This window comes from Rhodococcus sp. FG69 (assembly GCF_057808915.1).
In genome coordinates this window covers 71,432-84,443 of sequence record NZ_JBMDIX010000015.1, presented here as the reverse complement: position 1 = coordinate 84,443, position 13,012 = coordinate 71,432, and the positions used below count along the sequence as shown (strand labels likewise).

The window sequence follows — 13,012 nt, the reverse complement described above, 5'->3', positions numbered from 1 at the left end:
ACGGTCCCGTAGCGTAAGCAGGCGTGCTCATGACTCTGACCGCCGATGCGACAACCGATTTCACGGACTCCACCGATCTCGGGTACCTGTTGCACAAACATCCCGACAAGGTGCAGACCTTCGGGCTGTCGGTCGGATCGGCGACTGTGCTGTACCCGGAAGCCGGACGGGAATCGACCTGTGTCGCACTGCTTCTCGATGTCGACCCGGTTCAGCTCGGACGAACCCAGCCGAAGTACTCGTCGAGCGAATTCGCGCTCGGCCGCTACGTCAACGACCGTCCGTATGCGGGAGCGTCGATGCTGGCGGTGGCGCTGTCTCGGGTGTTCAAGCAGGCGATGTCCGGCGTGTGTACGGCCCGCCCTGAGCTGCCGAAGCTTCCGCTGGACCTGACGATCAACCTGCCGTCGGTGCCGTGTCGCGGTGGAAGCGAACTTGCCGCCGAATTGTTCGGACCGCTCGGCTGGACCGTGCAGGCCGTACCGATCGCGCTGGACGAGCAGATCCCGGATTGGGGCGACTCGATCTACCTCGACCTCACACTCACCGGGCGAGTAACGGTGTCGGCTGCACTGAAGCAGCTCTATGTCCTGCTGCCCGTGCTCGACGACGTCAAGCACTACTGGGTGGGCGAGGAGGAAGCAGACAAACTCGTTCGGGCAGCGGGGGATTGGCTTGCCGACCACCCGCACATCACGCTGATCACCGAACGGTACCTCAAGCACCGGCGCGAGCTTGTCGCCTCGGTGGTGGACCGGTTGGTTTCGGACGCGGACCGGAGCGAACCTGCGCCACGAGATCCGAGTCTCGGTGACTTGCGAGCGACGGCGGTACTGGCCGAGTTGAAGGCCGCGGGCGCGTCGAGCGTCGTCGACCTCGGTTGTGGGGAAGGCCGGCTGTTGCGAGAGTTGTTCGCGCACACTGTTTTCGACAAGATCGTCGGCGTCGATGTGAGTGCACGTGCGCTGGAGTCGGCGCAGCGCCGATTGCGCCTCGCTGATCTGCCGGACCGCCAGCGGGCACGGATCGAACTCCTTCAGTCCTCCGCCACCTACCGTGACTCGCGGCTCGTGGGGTTCGACGCGATGGTGCTGATGGAAGTGATCGAACATGTCGATCCGGAGCGGCTTGCGGCACTGCAGCGTTCGGTGTTCAGAGAAGCACGAGCCGCGACAGTCGTGATCACAACACCCAACAGTGAATACAACCCTTTGTACGACGGCCTGGCCGCCGGCGGCTTCCGTCACCCTGATCACCGGTTCGAATTCACCCGTGCACAATTCCGGGACTGGGCGAACGCCGCAGCAGACGACGGCGGCTACGACGTTCGGTATGCGAGCGTGGGTCCCGTCGACGACGCACACGGTGCACCTACCCAGATGGCAGTGTTCACCAGACGAGAGGAGGCGGTATGACGCAGTTCGAACTCCCGGACCTCTCGCTCGTGGTCTTGGTCGGAATCAGTGGATCCGGCAAATCATCCTTTGCTGCAGAACATTTCGGACCCTACGAGACGGTGTCCAGCGATACCTGTCGCGGCATCGTCAGCGACGACCCCAACCAGCAGAGCGCGACGAAAGATGCATTCGAGCTGCTCGAATTCATCGTCGCCAAACGCCTCGCTGCTGGACGGTTGACGGTCGTCGACGCCACCAACGTGCAACCCGCCGCGCGGAAGGCCTTCGTGAAGCTCGCTCGCGAGTACGACGTGCTGCCGGTAGCCGTTGTGCTGGATGTGCCGGAATCGGTGTGCGCGCAGCGGAATGCCGCGCGCGAGGACCGAACGTTCGGACGCGATGTGTTGCGGCGTCAGCACCAGCAGCTGACGCGGTCGATGCGAGGGCTGTCGAAGGAAGGCTTCCGTGCCGTCCACGTTCTCGGCGGTACCGACGCGGTGAGCGAGGCAACCTTCGTCCGGACCCCACTCCGCAGTGACATGAGGGCGATAGAGGGCCCGTTCGACGTCATCGGCGATATCCACGGTTGTCTCGGCGAATTGACGACGCTTCTGACGGCGCTCGGCTATCGATTGCGGCGAGGCGGTGACGGCCGTGCAGTCGGCGCAGTTCCGCCGAGCGGCCGTACTGCGGTGTTCCTCGGTGACTTCGTCGACCGGGGGCCGGATTCTGTGGGCGTTCTGCGGCTCGTCATGGGGATGGTCGGCAGCGGTGAAGCACTTGCTGTTCCGGGCAATCACGAACACAAGCTCGTGCAGGCTTTGCGCGGCCGCAAGGTCAATGTGTCGCACGGTTTGGCCGAGACCCTCGCGCAACTTGCCGAGCAGACCGACGAGTTCCGCCGTGAAGTTCTGGAATTCTGCGACGAACTCGTCGCGCACCTCGTTCTCGACTCCGGCAGGCTCGTCGTGGCACACGCCGGGCTCATCGAGAAGTACCACAACAGGGCGTCGGGCAGGGTTCGTAGTTTTGCGCTCTACGGTGATACCACCGGCGAGACCGATGAGTTCGGGCTGCCGGTCCGATACCCGTGGGCGCAGGACTACCGCGGCTCGGCGATGGTTCTGTACGGTCACACTCCTGTTCCGGAGGCCGAGTGGCTGAACAACACGATGTGTCTCGACACCGGTTGTGTGTTCGGCGGGAAGCTGACGGCGATGCGGTACCCGGAACGCGACATCGTGTCCGTTCCGGCCGAAAAGCAGTGGTACGCGCCGGCGAAACCGTTGAATCAGTATGTGCGAGAGGAAAATTCACTCGACCTGAGCGATGTCCTCGGACCGACGGGCGTCGAGACATCACTTCGTGGACGCGTCAGCATTCGCGCCGAGAATGCAGCGGGCGCACTCGAGGTGATGAGCCGGTTCGCTGTCGCCCCCGAGTGGCTGCGGTATCTACCGCCGACGATGGCGCCGTGTCCATCGTCGACTCGGGAGGGTTACCTCGAGTACCCGACCGAGGCGTTCGACGCCTATCGGCGGGTGGGGGTGACGGAGGTGATCTGCGAGGAGAAGCACATGGGTTCGCGGGTCGTGCTTGTCCTGCACCGTGGTGGTGACGGCATCGCCTACACCCGTACCGGTCGACAGGTATTCGACGACGATCTGACCCGCGAGCTGGTTGCTGCGGCCGACGAGGGCTTTGCCACGGCGGGCCTGTGGGAGGAACTCGACGCCCGATGGGTGATCGTCGACTGCGAGCTGATGCCGTGGTCTGCCAAGGCAGAGGGCTTGATTCGCAGTCAGTACGCGTCGGTCGGCGCGGCTGCGCGGGCCGACCTCGAAGCCGAGCACTCGGTGTTGGCGCGCGCAGCCGCGCGAGGGCTGTCGGTAGCGGATCGGCAGGAGCGAAACAGTAGACGGCGCAGCGGGATCGCGAAGTTCACCGACGCCTACCGCAGATACGTGTGGCCGACGGCGGGTCTCGACGGCGTATCGCTGGCTCCGTTCCAGATCCTGGCCACGGACACGGGAGTGCACGTGGACAGGCCGCACCTGTGGCACCTCGGAGTTGCGGACCGTTTGGTCGAGACACGTCCGGACGTGTTCACCGCGACCCGCAGGATCGTGGTCGATCTGGCATCCGAGGACTCGGTCGCGGCCGGTGCTCGGTGGTGGGAGGACCTGACCGCGGACGGTGGCGAGGGCATGGTCGTCAAGCCTGCCGCAAACAGACCGACCGGAAAGGTGCAGCCGGGCATCAAGGTTCGCGGCCGGGACTACCTACGGTTGATCTACGGCCCGGACTACACCGAACCGGACGCTCTGACGGCGCTGCGTGATCGGAACCTCGCGCACAAGCAGTCGATGGCGTCGAGGGAGTACGCCCTCGGCATCGAGGCGCTCGAACGAGCGGTTCGCGGGGAGCCGCTGTGGCGGGTGCATCAAGCGGTGTTCGCTGTGCTTGCGATGGAGTCGGAGCCGGTGGATCCGCGGTTGTGAGCGAGGGGCGTAGCCGCACCCACATGGACCTGGACGCGGAGCGCGACGTCCCCACCCTCCATCGAATCGGCCACGAACTGTGCCTTCTGTTCGGCGTGGCGGGTGAGGGCGTCGATGTCGATGTGGGGGGACGTCTGGACGGTCACCGCGAGTGTCGCGGTACCGCGGTCGTCGATCGCACGCCCCCGTGCGGACTCCACGTCGGGAAACTCCGCAAGATCCGCCGCGACCCCGCGTGCGAGGGCGCCGAGATCGACACGGACGGCGAGAGCGTCGTCGGAGGAGATCTGCACCGTTCCGGTCCGGCGAGGTGACAGGTTGCCGATCAGCAGGGCGATCGCAACGAGCGTGCACACCACCGCAGTGATGGCCAGAGCGGTTTCCCACCAGCTCTCCGCCGGGAAGCCCGCGAAGATGTCGCGGTCGAATCGCGACAGGGTACGGATGGCGATCGGCACGTCGAAATACCACCCGAGAGCGAAGACTCCAGCGCCGATGAGTGCGAGTCCGAGCAGCACCACGAGGAGTCGGTCCATGACGGCCGTCGCACGCTTCACGACCGAGCCTCCCCGACGCCGGACGGATGCAGTAGACGGACTCGCACTTTTCTTGTGTCCGCGAGCACCGCCAGCACTGGTGCAACGGCTTCGCGCACCGATTCGGTCAGGATTGCGTCGTCGCCACGTGAGACGCGTCGCACCTCGACCGTCACCTTCTTTTTCGTCACCGTCGTTCGCACCGATTCGGTACCGGGAACGCTGCCGGCGTGATCGCTGCACATTCGGGCTACATCGGTGGGGCGCAGCCAGACCATGGGTGACGGTGAGTTCGGCGAACGAACACCTGTATGGGTCTTGGTGCGAGGTATGAGTCCGAGTGCCACCAGAATCAGTCCGACCGCGATCATCCCGGCAGCAGCGGTGATCATCCATGTGGCCCAATGCAAGTCGGCGATCCAGTCGACGGTATTGCCGATCCACGGAGCGCCGACGATAGTGCCGTGGACGATCAGGAATTCACGGCCTGCGACAAAGGCTACGCCGAGTAGTGCGAATGCCAGCACGATTGCGGTGAAGAGAGCCGCAGGACTCGCGGTAGGCGGTCTCGGTCGAAGAACTGGGTGCGTGTTCTCCGAGACCGTGCTCTGGACCTCGCTTCTCGGCGATGTCCCTGCGACGACGACGTTGAGGCGGTGCAGGGGTAGACCGACGATGTCGGCCAGCACTCGCGCGACCTCGTCGTGGACTTCGTGTGCGACATCGGAAATTCGAGACGGCCACTGCACCGCGATGTAGAGATTGACCGACGCGGCATGCTCACCGACCGTGACATCGGCGCGGGGCAGATCACGTCCGGTCAGTCGTGTCATCCCGCCGACCTGACGAACCACATCCGGAACCGTCAGAGCCGCAGCGACTGCGACTCGCGATATGACCCGCTCCTTGATGACGAGCGTGCCGGGGCCACCGGTATCGACTTCGGTCATCACCCACGGCCACGGCTACGTAGCAGGGACGTCAGATCCAATCGGCCATCGAAGTGGGCACCGAGAGCCAGCCCGACCGCACCGAGAAACAAGGCCAGAACGAAACCGCTGAAGCCACCGATGATTCCAGCGAGGGCCAGCAGCAGTCCGGTGAGTAATCCGACGAAGGTGTAGGTCATGACGTACTCCCTGGATCGATGATGTCTTCGACGGTCACCGAGACCGGAACGGATACGAGCGGTTGTACGGCTTGGCGAACACCGCGAGCGACACCGTTGACGTCGGATGGGTACGCGGCACTGATGTGGATGTCGCACCGCTGCGAATCGATGCGGATTCCGACGACTTTTCGGCCAGGCAGATACGTCGCGATCTCCCCGAACTCTCCGCCGTGCATCGCCGCGACTCCGGCCACCGTCAACGTCGTCGCCGCGACAACATCGGCCAGGTCGGCATCGGCGAGGTCGGCGGTCATTGGATCCGGCGTCGGACGTCGGCGCCCTCGCCCGAGTACGTAGCCTGCACCGTTTCGTCGAACAGAATGACGTCGTAGACGGTGATGTCGACTTCGGTGACCTCCAACCCGGTCATGCCTTCGACGGCGGAGATGACATTGCGGCGGATCGCTGCAGCGAGTTCGTGGAGCGCCACACCGTACTCGGCGACGATGCCGATGTCGATTGCTGTCTGCTTCTCGCCCACCTCGACGGCGACGCCTTGGCTGTGGTTGACGCGTGCGCCTGGGATGCGGTCGCGCAATGCGCCGACGGCGCGCGCGGTGCCGCCACCGACGTCGTATACACCGTCGACCTCGCGCGTGGCGATACCTGCGATCTTGGCTACGACCGCGTCGGCGATGATCGTTCGACCCTGCGTGGTGGTCAGCGCTGCCGGGGCGGCTGCGGCGAAGCTGGGGTCCGTGCTCATGGAATCGATCGTAGACGGATCCTGGCCGACCGCATGGCTGTCTCGACGCCGAGTGCGTACGCATTGTTCGTTCATCACGTGCACACGACTGATTTCGCACCAGTAACGAACAGTTCGCGGATGAAGACATAAGGTATCGAAGGACACGTCAGCCGCAACCGTGATGCTGGGTTGGGGACACAACTGCTACGACGGAGCCGACGGCGGCCCGTGGACTGGAATCGACTTCGCAATGAGGCTTTCTTCGCTACGTAAACGAGCGGTGCTGCGGAAGACGGCAGTGGCCGTGGCCGCAGCCCTGACGCTCGCCACTTTCGGTGGCGTCGCCGCGGCAGAACCAGCAAGCGCATCGTCGGTCTCGTCGGTCGAGAAAGACGGCCGCACCTGGACTCTGCAGGTGTACTCGGCGGCGATGAACAAGGACATCACCGTCCAGGTGCAGCGTCCCGTCGACGAATCCACCCCGGCGCCCAACATGTACTTGCTCAGTGGTCTCGACGCAGGCGAGGGCACGGCGAGCTGGCAGCAGCAGACGGACGCGCTGACCTTCCTTTCCGACAAGCAGGTCAACGTCGTTCTTCCGATCGGCGGCCGCGGCAGCTACTACGCCGACTGGCGCCAGGAAGACCCCGCCCTCGGGGTGAACAAGTGGCAGACCTTCCTGACTCAGGAGCTCCCACCGCTGCTCGACGACACACTCGGCTCGACCGGCCTGAACTCGCTGGCCGGATTGTCCACGTCCGGCACCGCAGTCCTGCAGATGGCCGAGGCCAAGCCCGGACTGTTCAAGTCCGTTGCGGCGTACAGCGGCTGCGCACAGATCGCCGACCCGTTGGGTAGGCAGTTCGTGAAGCTGTCGGTGGAGACGTGGGCAGGTGGCAACACCGTGAACATGTACGGCCCAGACAACGATCCAGCATGGGCTGCGAACGACCCGGTCATCAATGCCGAGAAGCTCCGCGGAACCAACCTCTACATCTCCAGCGGTAGCGGGGTTCCGCAGCCGGAGGATGTGCGGTACTACACCGAAGGCAAAGGACCGCAGGGTGTTGTGAACCTGGGCCTGGGCATCGTCATCGAGGGCGCAACGAACTACTGCTCGCACAACTTGCAGAACAAGCTCGACTCTCTCGGTATCCCGGCGACCTACCAGTTCCCGCCGGTCGGAACACACTACTGGCCGTACTGGGAGCAGGCCCTGCATGATTCCTGGCCAGTGTTGGCCAAGGGGATGGGTATCTGATCGAAGTCCACTACTCGCCAGCACCGAGACCGCTGGCGAGTGTGGGCCACGACCTGTAGAAGGCGTCCTGCCAGTAGCTCCACGAGTGGGTGCCGACGGGGTCGAAGTCGAACGTAGCCGGTATCCGTAGCTCGTCGAGACGGTTCTTCAGGTTGTGGGTACACCAGTTGACCGCGCTCTCGATGGGACCGCCGAGAACTATCTGGTTTGCGACGGCGACCTGCTTCACGATGTTCTCGGTCGTGCGTTCGAAGGTGGCCGAGTCGTCGAACTGGTCGTAGGGGCCAGGCGTTCCGCTGCCGCTGGAGATGTACAACGTGGACCCTCGTAGGCCCTCTGCGTTGACGACGGGGTCGTTGTCGACCCAGGCTGGATCGTCGGGCTCGCCGTACATGTTGCGGACATCGCCGCCTCCCCATGTCTCGGTGACGAGTTCGACGAACGCCCGACCGACCGGATCGGACGTCTGCGCGCATCCGCTGTATCCGGCCACGGCCGAGTAGAAGCCGGGCCGCGCGATCGCCAACTGCAGCACGGCAGTGGCCGTCATCGAGTTGGCCGCGATCGCCTGCACGCCGTCGGTGCCCAGGGCTGCGTCGACGAGCGGAGGCAGTTCGTCGAGGAGGAACGTGCGCCACTTGTTGCGACCGAGAACTGGATCGTCTCGCTTCCAGTCGGTGTAGTAGGCGAATCTTCCCCCTGCAGGCATCACCATGTTGACGTCCTGCTCGGCAAGGAAGTCACCGACGTCGGTCTTCTCGAGCCATGTCGCACTGTCGGTGCCGCCGCCGGCGCCATTGAGCAGGTAGAGCACTGGCCGCGGTACAGAGGCGTCCTTCGGACGCTGGACCGTCACGGGGATGTCCTTGTCCATCGCGGCCGAGTAGACCTGCAGGGTGAGACTTCGGCCGTCGATCGACGCGGACACGATCTTCGAGCCGTTGGCGGAAACCGGCTCTGCCAGCAGGGCGTTCGAGAAGATGATGGGGTCGGTCGAACGCTCGTCCGCGGCGGCGGTGCCTATGCCGGTCGTGGAGGCCACTGCCGCAGCCATGACGCCGGTCATCGCGATCCATCGAGCGCGGCCGAACACCCTGCGTGTCAATTTCCACCTCTGATCTCGTGTGCGTGCTGACCGGACGATACGTGACCGCACGGACTTCGACGTGCCCCCGCCGGTCCACTCGCGAATGTCTGGTAGAGATCTCTTTCATGACGATCGTGATCGTGGGTGCCGGACTGGCTGGGCTTCGTAGCGCGCAGGAACTGCGCAAATTGGGGTACGACGGCGAGCTCGTGATCGTCGGCGACGAGGCCCACCTTCCCTACGACAGGCCACCGCTGTCGAAGGAGGTGATCCGCGGGGAACGCGAGGATACGACGTTCGAGCCGCAGGAGTACTTCGACGACCATCGCATCGAACTGCGCCTCGGTTCGGCCGCGACGTCGCTCGATCCGGTGAACCGCGTTCTCGAACTCGCCGACGGCACGACGATCGACTACGACCGACTGGTCGTTGCCACCGGACTGCGACCCAGGCGACTGCCCTCCGTCCCGGAACGTGCGGGCGTGTACGTTCTCCGCTCGCGCGACGACGCCGATGCGCTACGCCGCGCCGCGGCCTCCAGCACGCATGCCGTCGTGATCGGTGCAGGCTTCATCGGGTGCGAACTGGCCGCGGGATTCAGGCATCTCGGAGTGGGCGTGACGCTCGTCGAACCCCAGGCGACGCCGCTGGCGTCGGTGCTCGGCGAGGACGTCGGCGCCCTCGTCGGCCGCATGCACATCGCGGAGGGAGTCGACCTGCGCACCGGAGTCGGCGTGGACACGGTGCGTGGCGCCGAGCGGGTGACGCACGTGCTTCTGACCGACGGCACCGAGATCGAGGCGGACACCGTCGTGGTCGGCGTCGGATCGACGCCGGTGGTGGAGTGGTTGGCCGGCTCCGGAATCGCGATCGGCAACGGCGTCCTGGCCGACGCAACGGGACGGACCAGCGATCCGCACGTGTGGGCAGTCGGCGACGTGGCGGGATGGACGGTGGATGGCACGGTCCGGCGGGTCGAGCACTGGAGCAATGTCGCAGACCAGGTCAAGGTAATGGCACCGGCGCTGCTCGGCGTCGAACCGGGCGCAACGCGTGCTGTCGTGCCCTACTTCTGGAGCGACCAGTACGACCTGAAGATTCAGGCCCTCGGATCACCGTCGCCCAACGATACTGTCGAAATCGTCGAGGACGACGGTAGAAAATTCCTGGCATACTACGTCCGTGACGGAATTCTTACGGCAGTCGTCGGTGCGGGCAAAGCGGGTGCGGTCATGAAGATGCGCGCCAAGATCGGCCAGCCCGCGTGAGCGGCGGTCTCCTCACCGCCCAAGACATCGCCGACGCCGAAGCCCTGCTCGGGCCGGTCATGCGCCGCACCCCGGTGGTCGCATCGCGAATTCTGTCCGACCTCACTGGCGTCGAAGTGCGGCTCAAGTGCGAAAACCTGCAGCGCACAGGATCGTTCAAGCCACGTGGTGCGTACAACCGCATCGCGAAATTGTCCGCCGCCGACCGCGAAAACGGTGTCGTCGCGGCGAGTGCAGGTAATCATGCGCAAGGAGTTGCCTGGGCAGCATCGGAATTGGGTATTCCATCGACTGTCTTCATGCCGACAGGCGTGTCCTTGCCCAAGCTCGTTGCCACCAAGGCCTACGGGGCAGAGATCACCCTGGTCGGTTCGACGGTCGACGAGGCACTCGGTCACGCCCGCGAGTTCGCCGCCAGGACCGGTGCCGTACTGATCCACCCGTTCGATCACGCGGATATCGTTGCCGGACAAGCGACATTGGGTACCGAACTGCTGGCGCAGATGCCGAACGTCGGGACCATCGTCGTACCGACGGGCGGAGGTGGACTGCTCGCAGGCGTCGCCGCTGCGGTGCACCTGCACAAGCCGGGTGTGCGGGTGGTCGGAGTGCAGGCGGAGGGCGCCGCGGCATGGCCGGCATCATTGAAGGCGGGCCACCCGATCGCCGCCGAATCCATGTCGACGATGGCCGACGGCATTGCCGTCGGACTGCCGGGCAGCGTGCCGTTCGACCATGTGGTCGACCTTGTGGACGACATCGTGACGGTCTCCGAGGACGCGTTGTCCCGCGCGCTGTTGCTGTGTGTGGAACGCGCCAAGCTCATCGTCGAACCGGCAGGCGCAGCGGCTGTCGCCGCACTGATGTCGCGCGACGACCTGATGCTCGACGGTCCGGTGTGCGCCATTCTGTCCGGCGGTAACATCGATCCGCTGCTGCTGACCCACGTCATCACGCATGGATTGCGTGCCGCGGGTCGCTATCTTGCTGTGCGCGTGACGATTTCGGACCGGCCAGGCGGCCTTCTCAGTCTGCTCGACGTCGTCAAGAAGCTCGGTGCCAGCGTCGTCGACGTCGTCCATTCCCGTACCGGCGGGCAGTTGGGACTCGAGGAAGTCGACGTCATGTTGACGGTGGAGACCCGCGGTCCGACGCATCGCCAGGACGTGCTCGATGCGCTCGCGGCCAGCGGGTATGCGGTCACGGTCGAAAGCTAGAAGGGGCGAAAGCTAGAAGTACGGCCGCGTGATCAATTCCAGATAGTTTCCGCCTGGATCGAGGAAGTACACGCCTCGCCCGTCGTGCTCGGTGTTGGTTTCGCCTGGTCGGGTCCGCTGTGGATCTGCCCAATGCTCGATGTCGCGGGACCTGATCCGGTCGTAGGCACGATCGAACAGGGCGTCGTCGACGAGGAATGCATAGTGCTGTGGGTGATATTCGACCGGCGGACTCGCGAACTGCAACATCACGTGGTCGTCGAGCTGAATGTTGACGAACGGGCCCCATGATGGAGCCATGGTCGCTTCGAGGACGTCGAGGTAGAACTGCGCCGTCGACTGTGGATCCGTGGTGGCAATGATGGTGTGGTTGAACGTGATCGACATATTTTCATGCCTTCTGCTAGGCCCATCGGGGGCTCGTGCAGTACGTTAGCCGAGCCCGCCCGTCGGCACAAGAAAAGTCAAGACACGTACAGTGACCGTGGTGAAGACCGGACGCCGTCGTATTGCGGGGCTTGTCGTGGTAGCGGGACTCATCGCCGGTTGTGCCGCCGAAGAGTCGCCTTCTCGATCGCCGGGGGACATGGTCGACGCACGCTTCGGCGCAGGAGATTTCGCGATGGCACCGACGCCTACCTGGAGGCTCGATCCTGCCGCACTCGGTACCGTCACGCACTCGCGAAGCTTCGCGCTACCGACGATCCCGGGCGACGGCGCGCCTATGTTGGTGGGGCTGGCCGACGGTGACTACTCGCAGAATCCGATCGGACTCAGGGTTCTGGCGCTGGACCCCAGCAGTGGTGAACGGTTGTGGCTGCGCGATATCGGGCCGGTTCGGCAATGTGCGGAGGAGATCGACGACACCGTCCTGGCCTGCTATGGCGACAATCGCGTCGTGTATCTCGATGTCACCGATGGACGCATTCTGGGTGACCTCGCCACCGACTTCTACGTCTACCACGTGCGGGCTGCTGCACGCGTGGGATACGTATCCGCCAGAAGCGAGGACATGATGCTGTCCACGATTCACCGCGGAACACTGACCGATCTCGACGCATACTGGCATGCGAGTTTTGCGTCGCCGGTCCCCGGACAGCCCGCGTCACCTGCCGCGTTTCCGGATCGGGGAATCGTCGATGTCTACTCCAGCGGTACGCACCAGATCATCGACATCGACTCGGGTGAGCCTCGTTTCACGTTTGCCGGTGTGAACCCGCTTCCTCTGGGGAACGAGCTGTACGCCAACGTGACTCTCGACCGGGACGGCTCGCTGCGCGAGGTGATTCTCGACGGGACGGGACAGGTCCGCACCGAGGTACCCGTCGCAACGTTCGGACTCGCACCGCAACCGTGGGCGAACATCGGGGAGGAGGACCTCCCGCTGTTCCTCGGTGACGGTGCTTACGATCCGAACTCCGGGGCCGAGCTGTGGCGCAACCCCGCCACGCTGGAAAACAACGGGGGTGTCAACTCTGCCGTACTTGCCGTGGTGGGCAGCACGGTCATCGTGCGATCGTCGGAAACCCGTACGTTCTCGGGTATCGATCTCGAATCAGGTCGGACAACGTGGACGACGCCCTGGCTGGACGCCTACTGGGCACGTGCGGGTACGACCGACGGTGAGCACTACGTGTTCGGCGACTACACCGGCATGCATGCGATCCGCGCCTCGGACGGCACGATGATGTGGTCGGTGCCGTGGCCCGCAGGGGCGGATCCACGTGAAATGTCCGTGGCGAAGGTCGCCGGGGTGCTGACCGTATCGGACCGAAACGGTTCGACGGTGTGGGCTCCCACACGCTGAGGTACGACAGAAGAAAATATGTCGGTGGTGCCCAGTACCATCCCCTCCGGGCGCTGATCGAGGAATCTGTGGACGGCAG

General features: G+C 64.6%; 13 protein-coding genes. 6 read left to right on the top strand and 7 right to left on the bottom strand.

Annotated elements, in window-relative coordinates:
- Positions 1–29 precede the first annotated feature (29 nt).
- Positions 30–1,415 (top strand): 3' terminal RNA ribose 2'-O-methyltransferase Hen1, encoded by a 1,386-nt coding sequence (locus ACODSO_RS13875; protein WP_489037380.1) that lies wholly within the window; start codon positions 30–32, stop codon positions 1,413–1,415.
- The gene (locus tag ACODSO_RS13870) at positions 1,412–3,898 is read left to right on the top strand and encodes a polynucleotide kinase-phosphatase (protein WP_489037379.1); all 2,487 of its coding nucleotides are present in this window, start codon (positions 1,412–1,414) and stop codon (positions 3,896–3,898) included. Before ACODSO_RS13875 ends, ACODSO_RS13870 begins: the two co-directional genes overlap by 4 nt.
- Here ACODSO_RS13870 and ACODSO_RS13865 read toward each other — a convergent pair.
- Genes ACODSO_RS13865 through ACODSO_RS13845 form a run of 5 tightly spaced genes read right to left on the bottom strand, consistent with a single transcriptional unit; the run spans position 3,841 to position 6,311 of the window.
- Complete coding sequence (locus ACODSO_RS13865; protein ID WP_489037378.1) at positions 3,841–4,455, bottom strand: Asp23/Gls24 family envelope stress response protein; 615 nt, start codon at positions 4,453–4,455, stop codon at positions 3,841–3,843. The two genes, ACODSO_RS13870 and ACODSO_RS13865, sit on opposite strands and share 58 nt — an antisense overlap.
- A complete protein-coding gene (locus ACODSO_RS13860; protein WP_489037377.1) occupies positions 4,452–5,384 on the bottom strand; it encodes an Asp23/Gls24 family envelope stress response protein in 933 nt (310 codons plus the stop codon). Before ACODSO_RS13860 ends, ACODSO_RS13865 begins: the two co-directional genes overlap by 4 nt.
- A complete protein-coding gene (locus ACODSO_RS13855) occupies positions 5,384–5,563 on the bottom strand; it encodes a DUF2273 domain-containing protein (RefSeq protein WP_338886293.1) in 180 nt (59 codons plus the stop codon). The genes ACODSO_RS13860 and ACODSO_RS13855 overlap by 1 nt, the downstream gene beginning before the upstream one ends.
- Positions 5,560–5,859, bottom strand: coding sequence for a hypothetical protein (locus ACODSO_RS13850; RefSeq protein ID WP_489037376.1), 300 nt, complete (start codon positions 5,857–5,859; stop codon positions 5,560–5,562). Before ACODSO_RS13850 ends, ACODSO_RS13855 begins: the two co-directional genes overlap by 4 nt.
- Positions 5,856–6,311 carry an Asp23/Gls24 family envelope stress response protein gene (locus tag ACODSO_RS13845; RefSeq protein ID WP_068381530.1) on the bottom strand — a complete coding sequence of 152 codons (456 nt, stop codon included), beginning with the start codon at positions 6,309–6,311 and terminating at the stop codon, positions 5,856–5,858. The genes ACODSO_RS13850 and ACODSO_RS13845 overlap by 4 nt, the downstream gene beginning before the upstream one ends.
- Positions 6,312–6,543: 232 nt before the next feature.
- On the opposite strand from ACODSO_RS13845, the gene ACODSO_RS13840 reads away from it, so the two are divergent.
- Positions 6,544–7,554: an alpha/beta hydrolase gene (locus ACODSO_RS13840; RefSeq protein ID WP_489037375.1), complete on the top strand. Its 1,011-nt coding sequence runs from the start codon at positions 6,544–6,546 to the stop codon at positions 7,552–7,554.
- 10 nt (positions 7,555–7,564) lie between these two features.
- Here ACODSO_RS13840 and ACODSO_RS13835 read toward each other — a convergent pair whose 3' ends face one another.
- Positions 7,565–8,620, bottom strand: a complete 1,056-nt coding sequence (locus ACODSO_RS13835; protein ID WP_489037422.1) for an alpha/beta hydrolase — start codon at positions 8,618–8,620, stop codon at positions 7,565–7,567.
- 146 nt (positions 8,621–8,766) lie between these two features.
- Between ACODSO_RS13835 and ACODSO_RS13830 the strand changes: the two genes are divergently transcribed.
- Both ACODSO_RS13830 and ilvA read left to right on the top strand, forming a co-directional pair.
- Positions 8,767–9,909: an NAD(P)/FAD-dependent oxidoreductase gene (locus ACODSO_RS13830; protein WP_489037374.1), complete on the top strand. Its 1,143-nt coding sequence runs from the start codon at positions 8,767–8,769 to the stop codon at positions 9,907–9,909.
- A 59-nt stretch (positions 9,910–9,968) separates the two neighbouring features.
- Complete coding sequence (ilvA, locus tag ACODSO_RS13825; RefSeq protein WP_489037421.1) at positions 9,969–11,126, top strand: threonine ammonia-lyase; 1,158 nt, start codon at positions 9,969–9,971, stop codon at positions 11,124–11,126.
- Positions 11,127–11,138: 12 nt separating this feature from the next.
- Here ilvA and ACODSO_RS13820 read toward each other — a convergent pair whose 3' ends face one another.
- Positions 11,139–11,513, bottom strand: a complete 375-nt coding sequence (locus ACODSO_RS13820; protein ID WP_068381545.1) for a VOC family protein — start codon at positions 11,511–11,513, stop codon at positions 11,139–11,141.
- 100 nt (positions 11,514–11,613) lie between these two features.
- Between ACODSO_RS13820 and ACODSO_RS13815 the strand changes: the two genes are divergently transcribed.
- A complete protein-coding gene (locus ACODSO_RS13815; RefSeq protein ID WP_489037373.1) occupies positions 11,614–12,933 on the top strand; it encodes an outer membrane protein assembly factor BamB family protein in 1,320 nt (439 codons plus the stop codon).
- Positions 12,934–13,012 lie beyond the last annotated feature (79 nt).

Excerpts from the sequence above, each read along its gene's own strand:
- ACODSO_RS13840 (WP_489037375.1), top strand. The coding sequence starts at position 6,544 with ATGAGGCTTTCTTCGCTACGTAAACGAGCGGTGCTGCGGAAGACGGCA.
- ACODSO_RS13875 (WP_489037380.1), top strand. The coding sequence starts at position 30 with ATGACTCTGACCGCCGATGCGACAACCGATTTCACGGACTCCACCGAT.
- ACODSO_RS13820 (WP_068381545.1), bottom strand. The coding sequence starts at position 11,513 with ATGTCGATCACGTTCAACCACACCATCATTGCCACCACGGATCCACAG.
- ACODSO_RS13845 (WP_068381530.1), bottom strand. The coding sequence starts at position 6,311 with ATGAGCACGGACCCCAGCTTCGCCGCAGCCGCCCCGGCAGCGCTGACC.
- ACODSO_RS13870 (WP_489037379.1), top strand. The coding sequence starts at position 1,412 with ATGACGCAGTTCGAACTCCCGGACCTCTCGCTCGTGGTCTTGGTCGGA.
- ACODSO_RS13830 (WP_489037374.1), top strand. The coding sequence starts at position 8,767 with ATGACGATCGTGATCGTGGGTGCCGGACTGGCTGGGCTTCGTAGCGCG.
- ACODSO_RS13835 (WP_489037422.1), bottom strand. The coding sequence starts at position 8,620 with ATGACCGGCGTCATGGCTGCGGCAGTGGCCTCCACGACCGGCATAGGC.
- ACODSO_RS13860 (WP_489037377.1), bottom strand. The coding sequence starts at position 5,384 with ATGACCGAAGTCGATACCGGTGGCCCCGGCACGCTCGTCATCAAGGAG.
- ACODSO_RS13855 (WP_338886293.1), bottom strand. The coding sequence starts at position 5,563 with ATGACCTACACCTTCGTCGGATTACTCACCGGACTGCTGCTGGCCCTC.
- ilvA (WP_489037421.1), top strand. The coding sequence starts at position 9,969 with ATGCGCCGCACCCCGGTGGTCGCATCGCGAATTCTGTCCGACCTCACT.
- ACODSO_RS13850 (WP_489037376.1), bottom strand. The coding sequence starts at position 5,859 with ATGACCGCCGACCTCGCCGATGCCGACCTGGCCGATGTTGTCGCGGCG.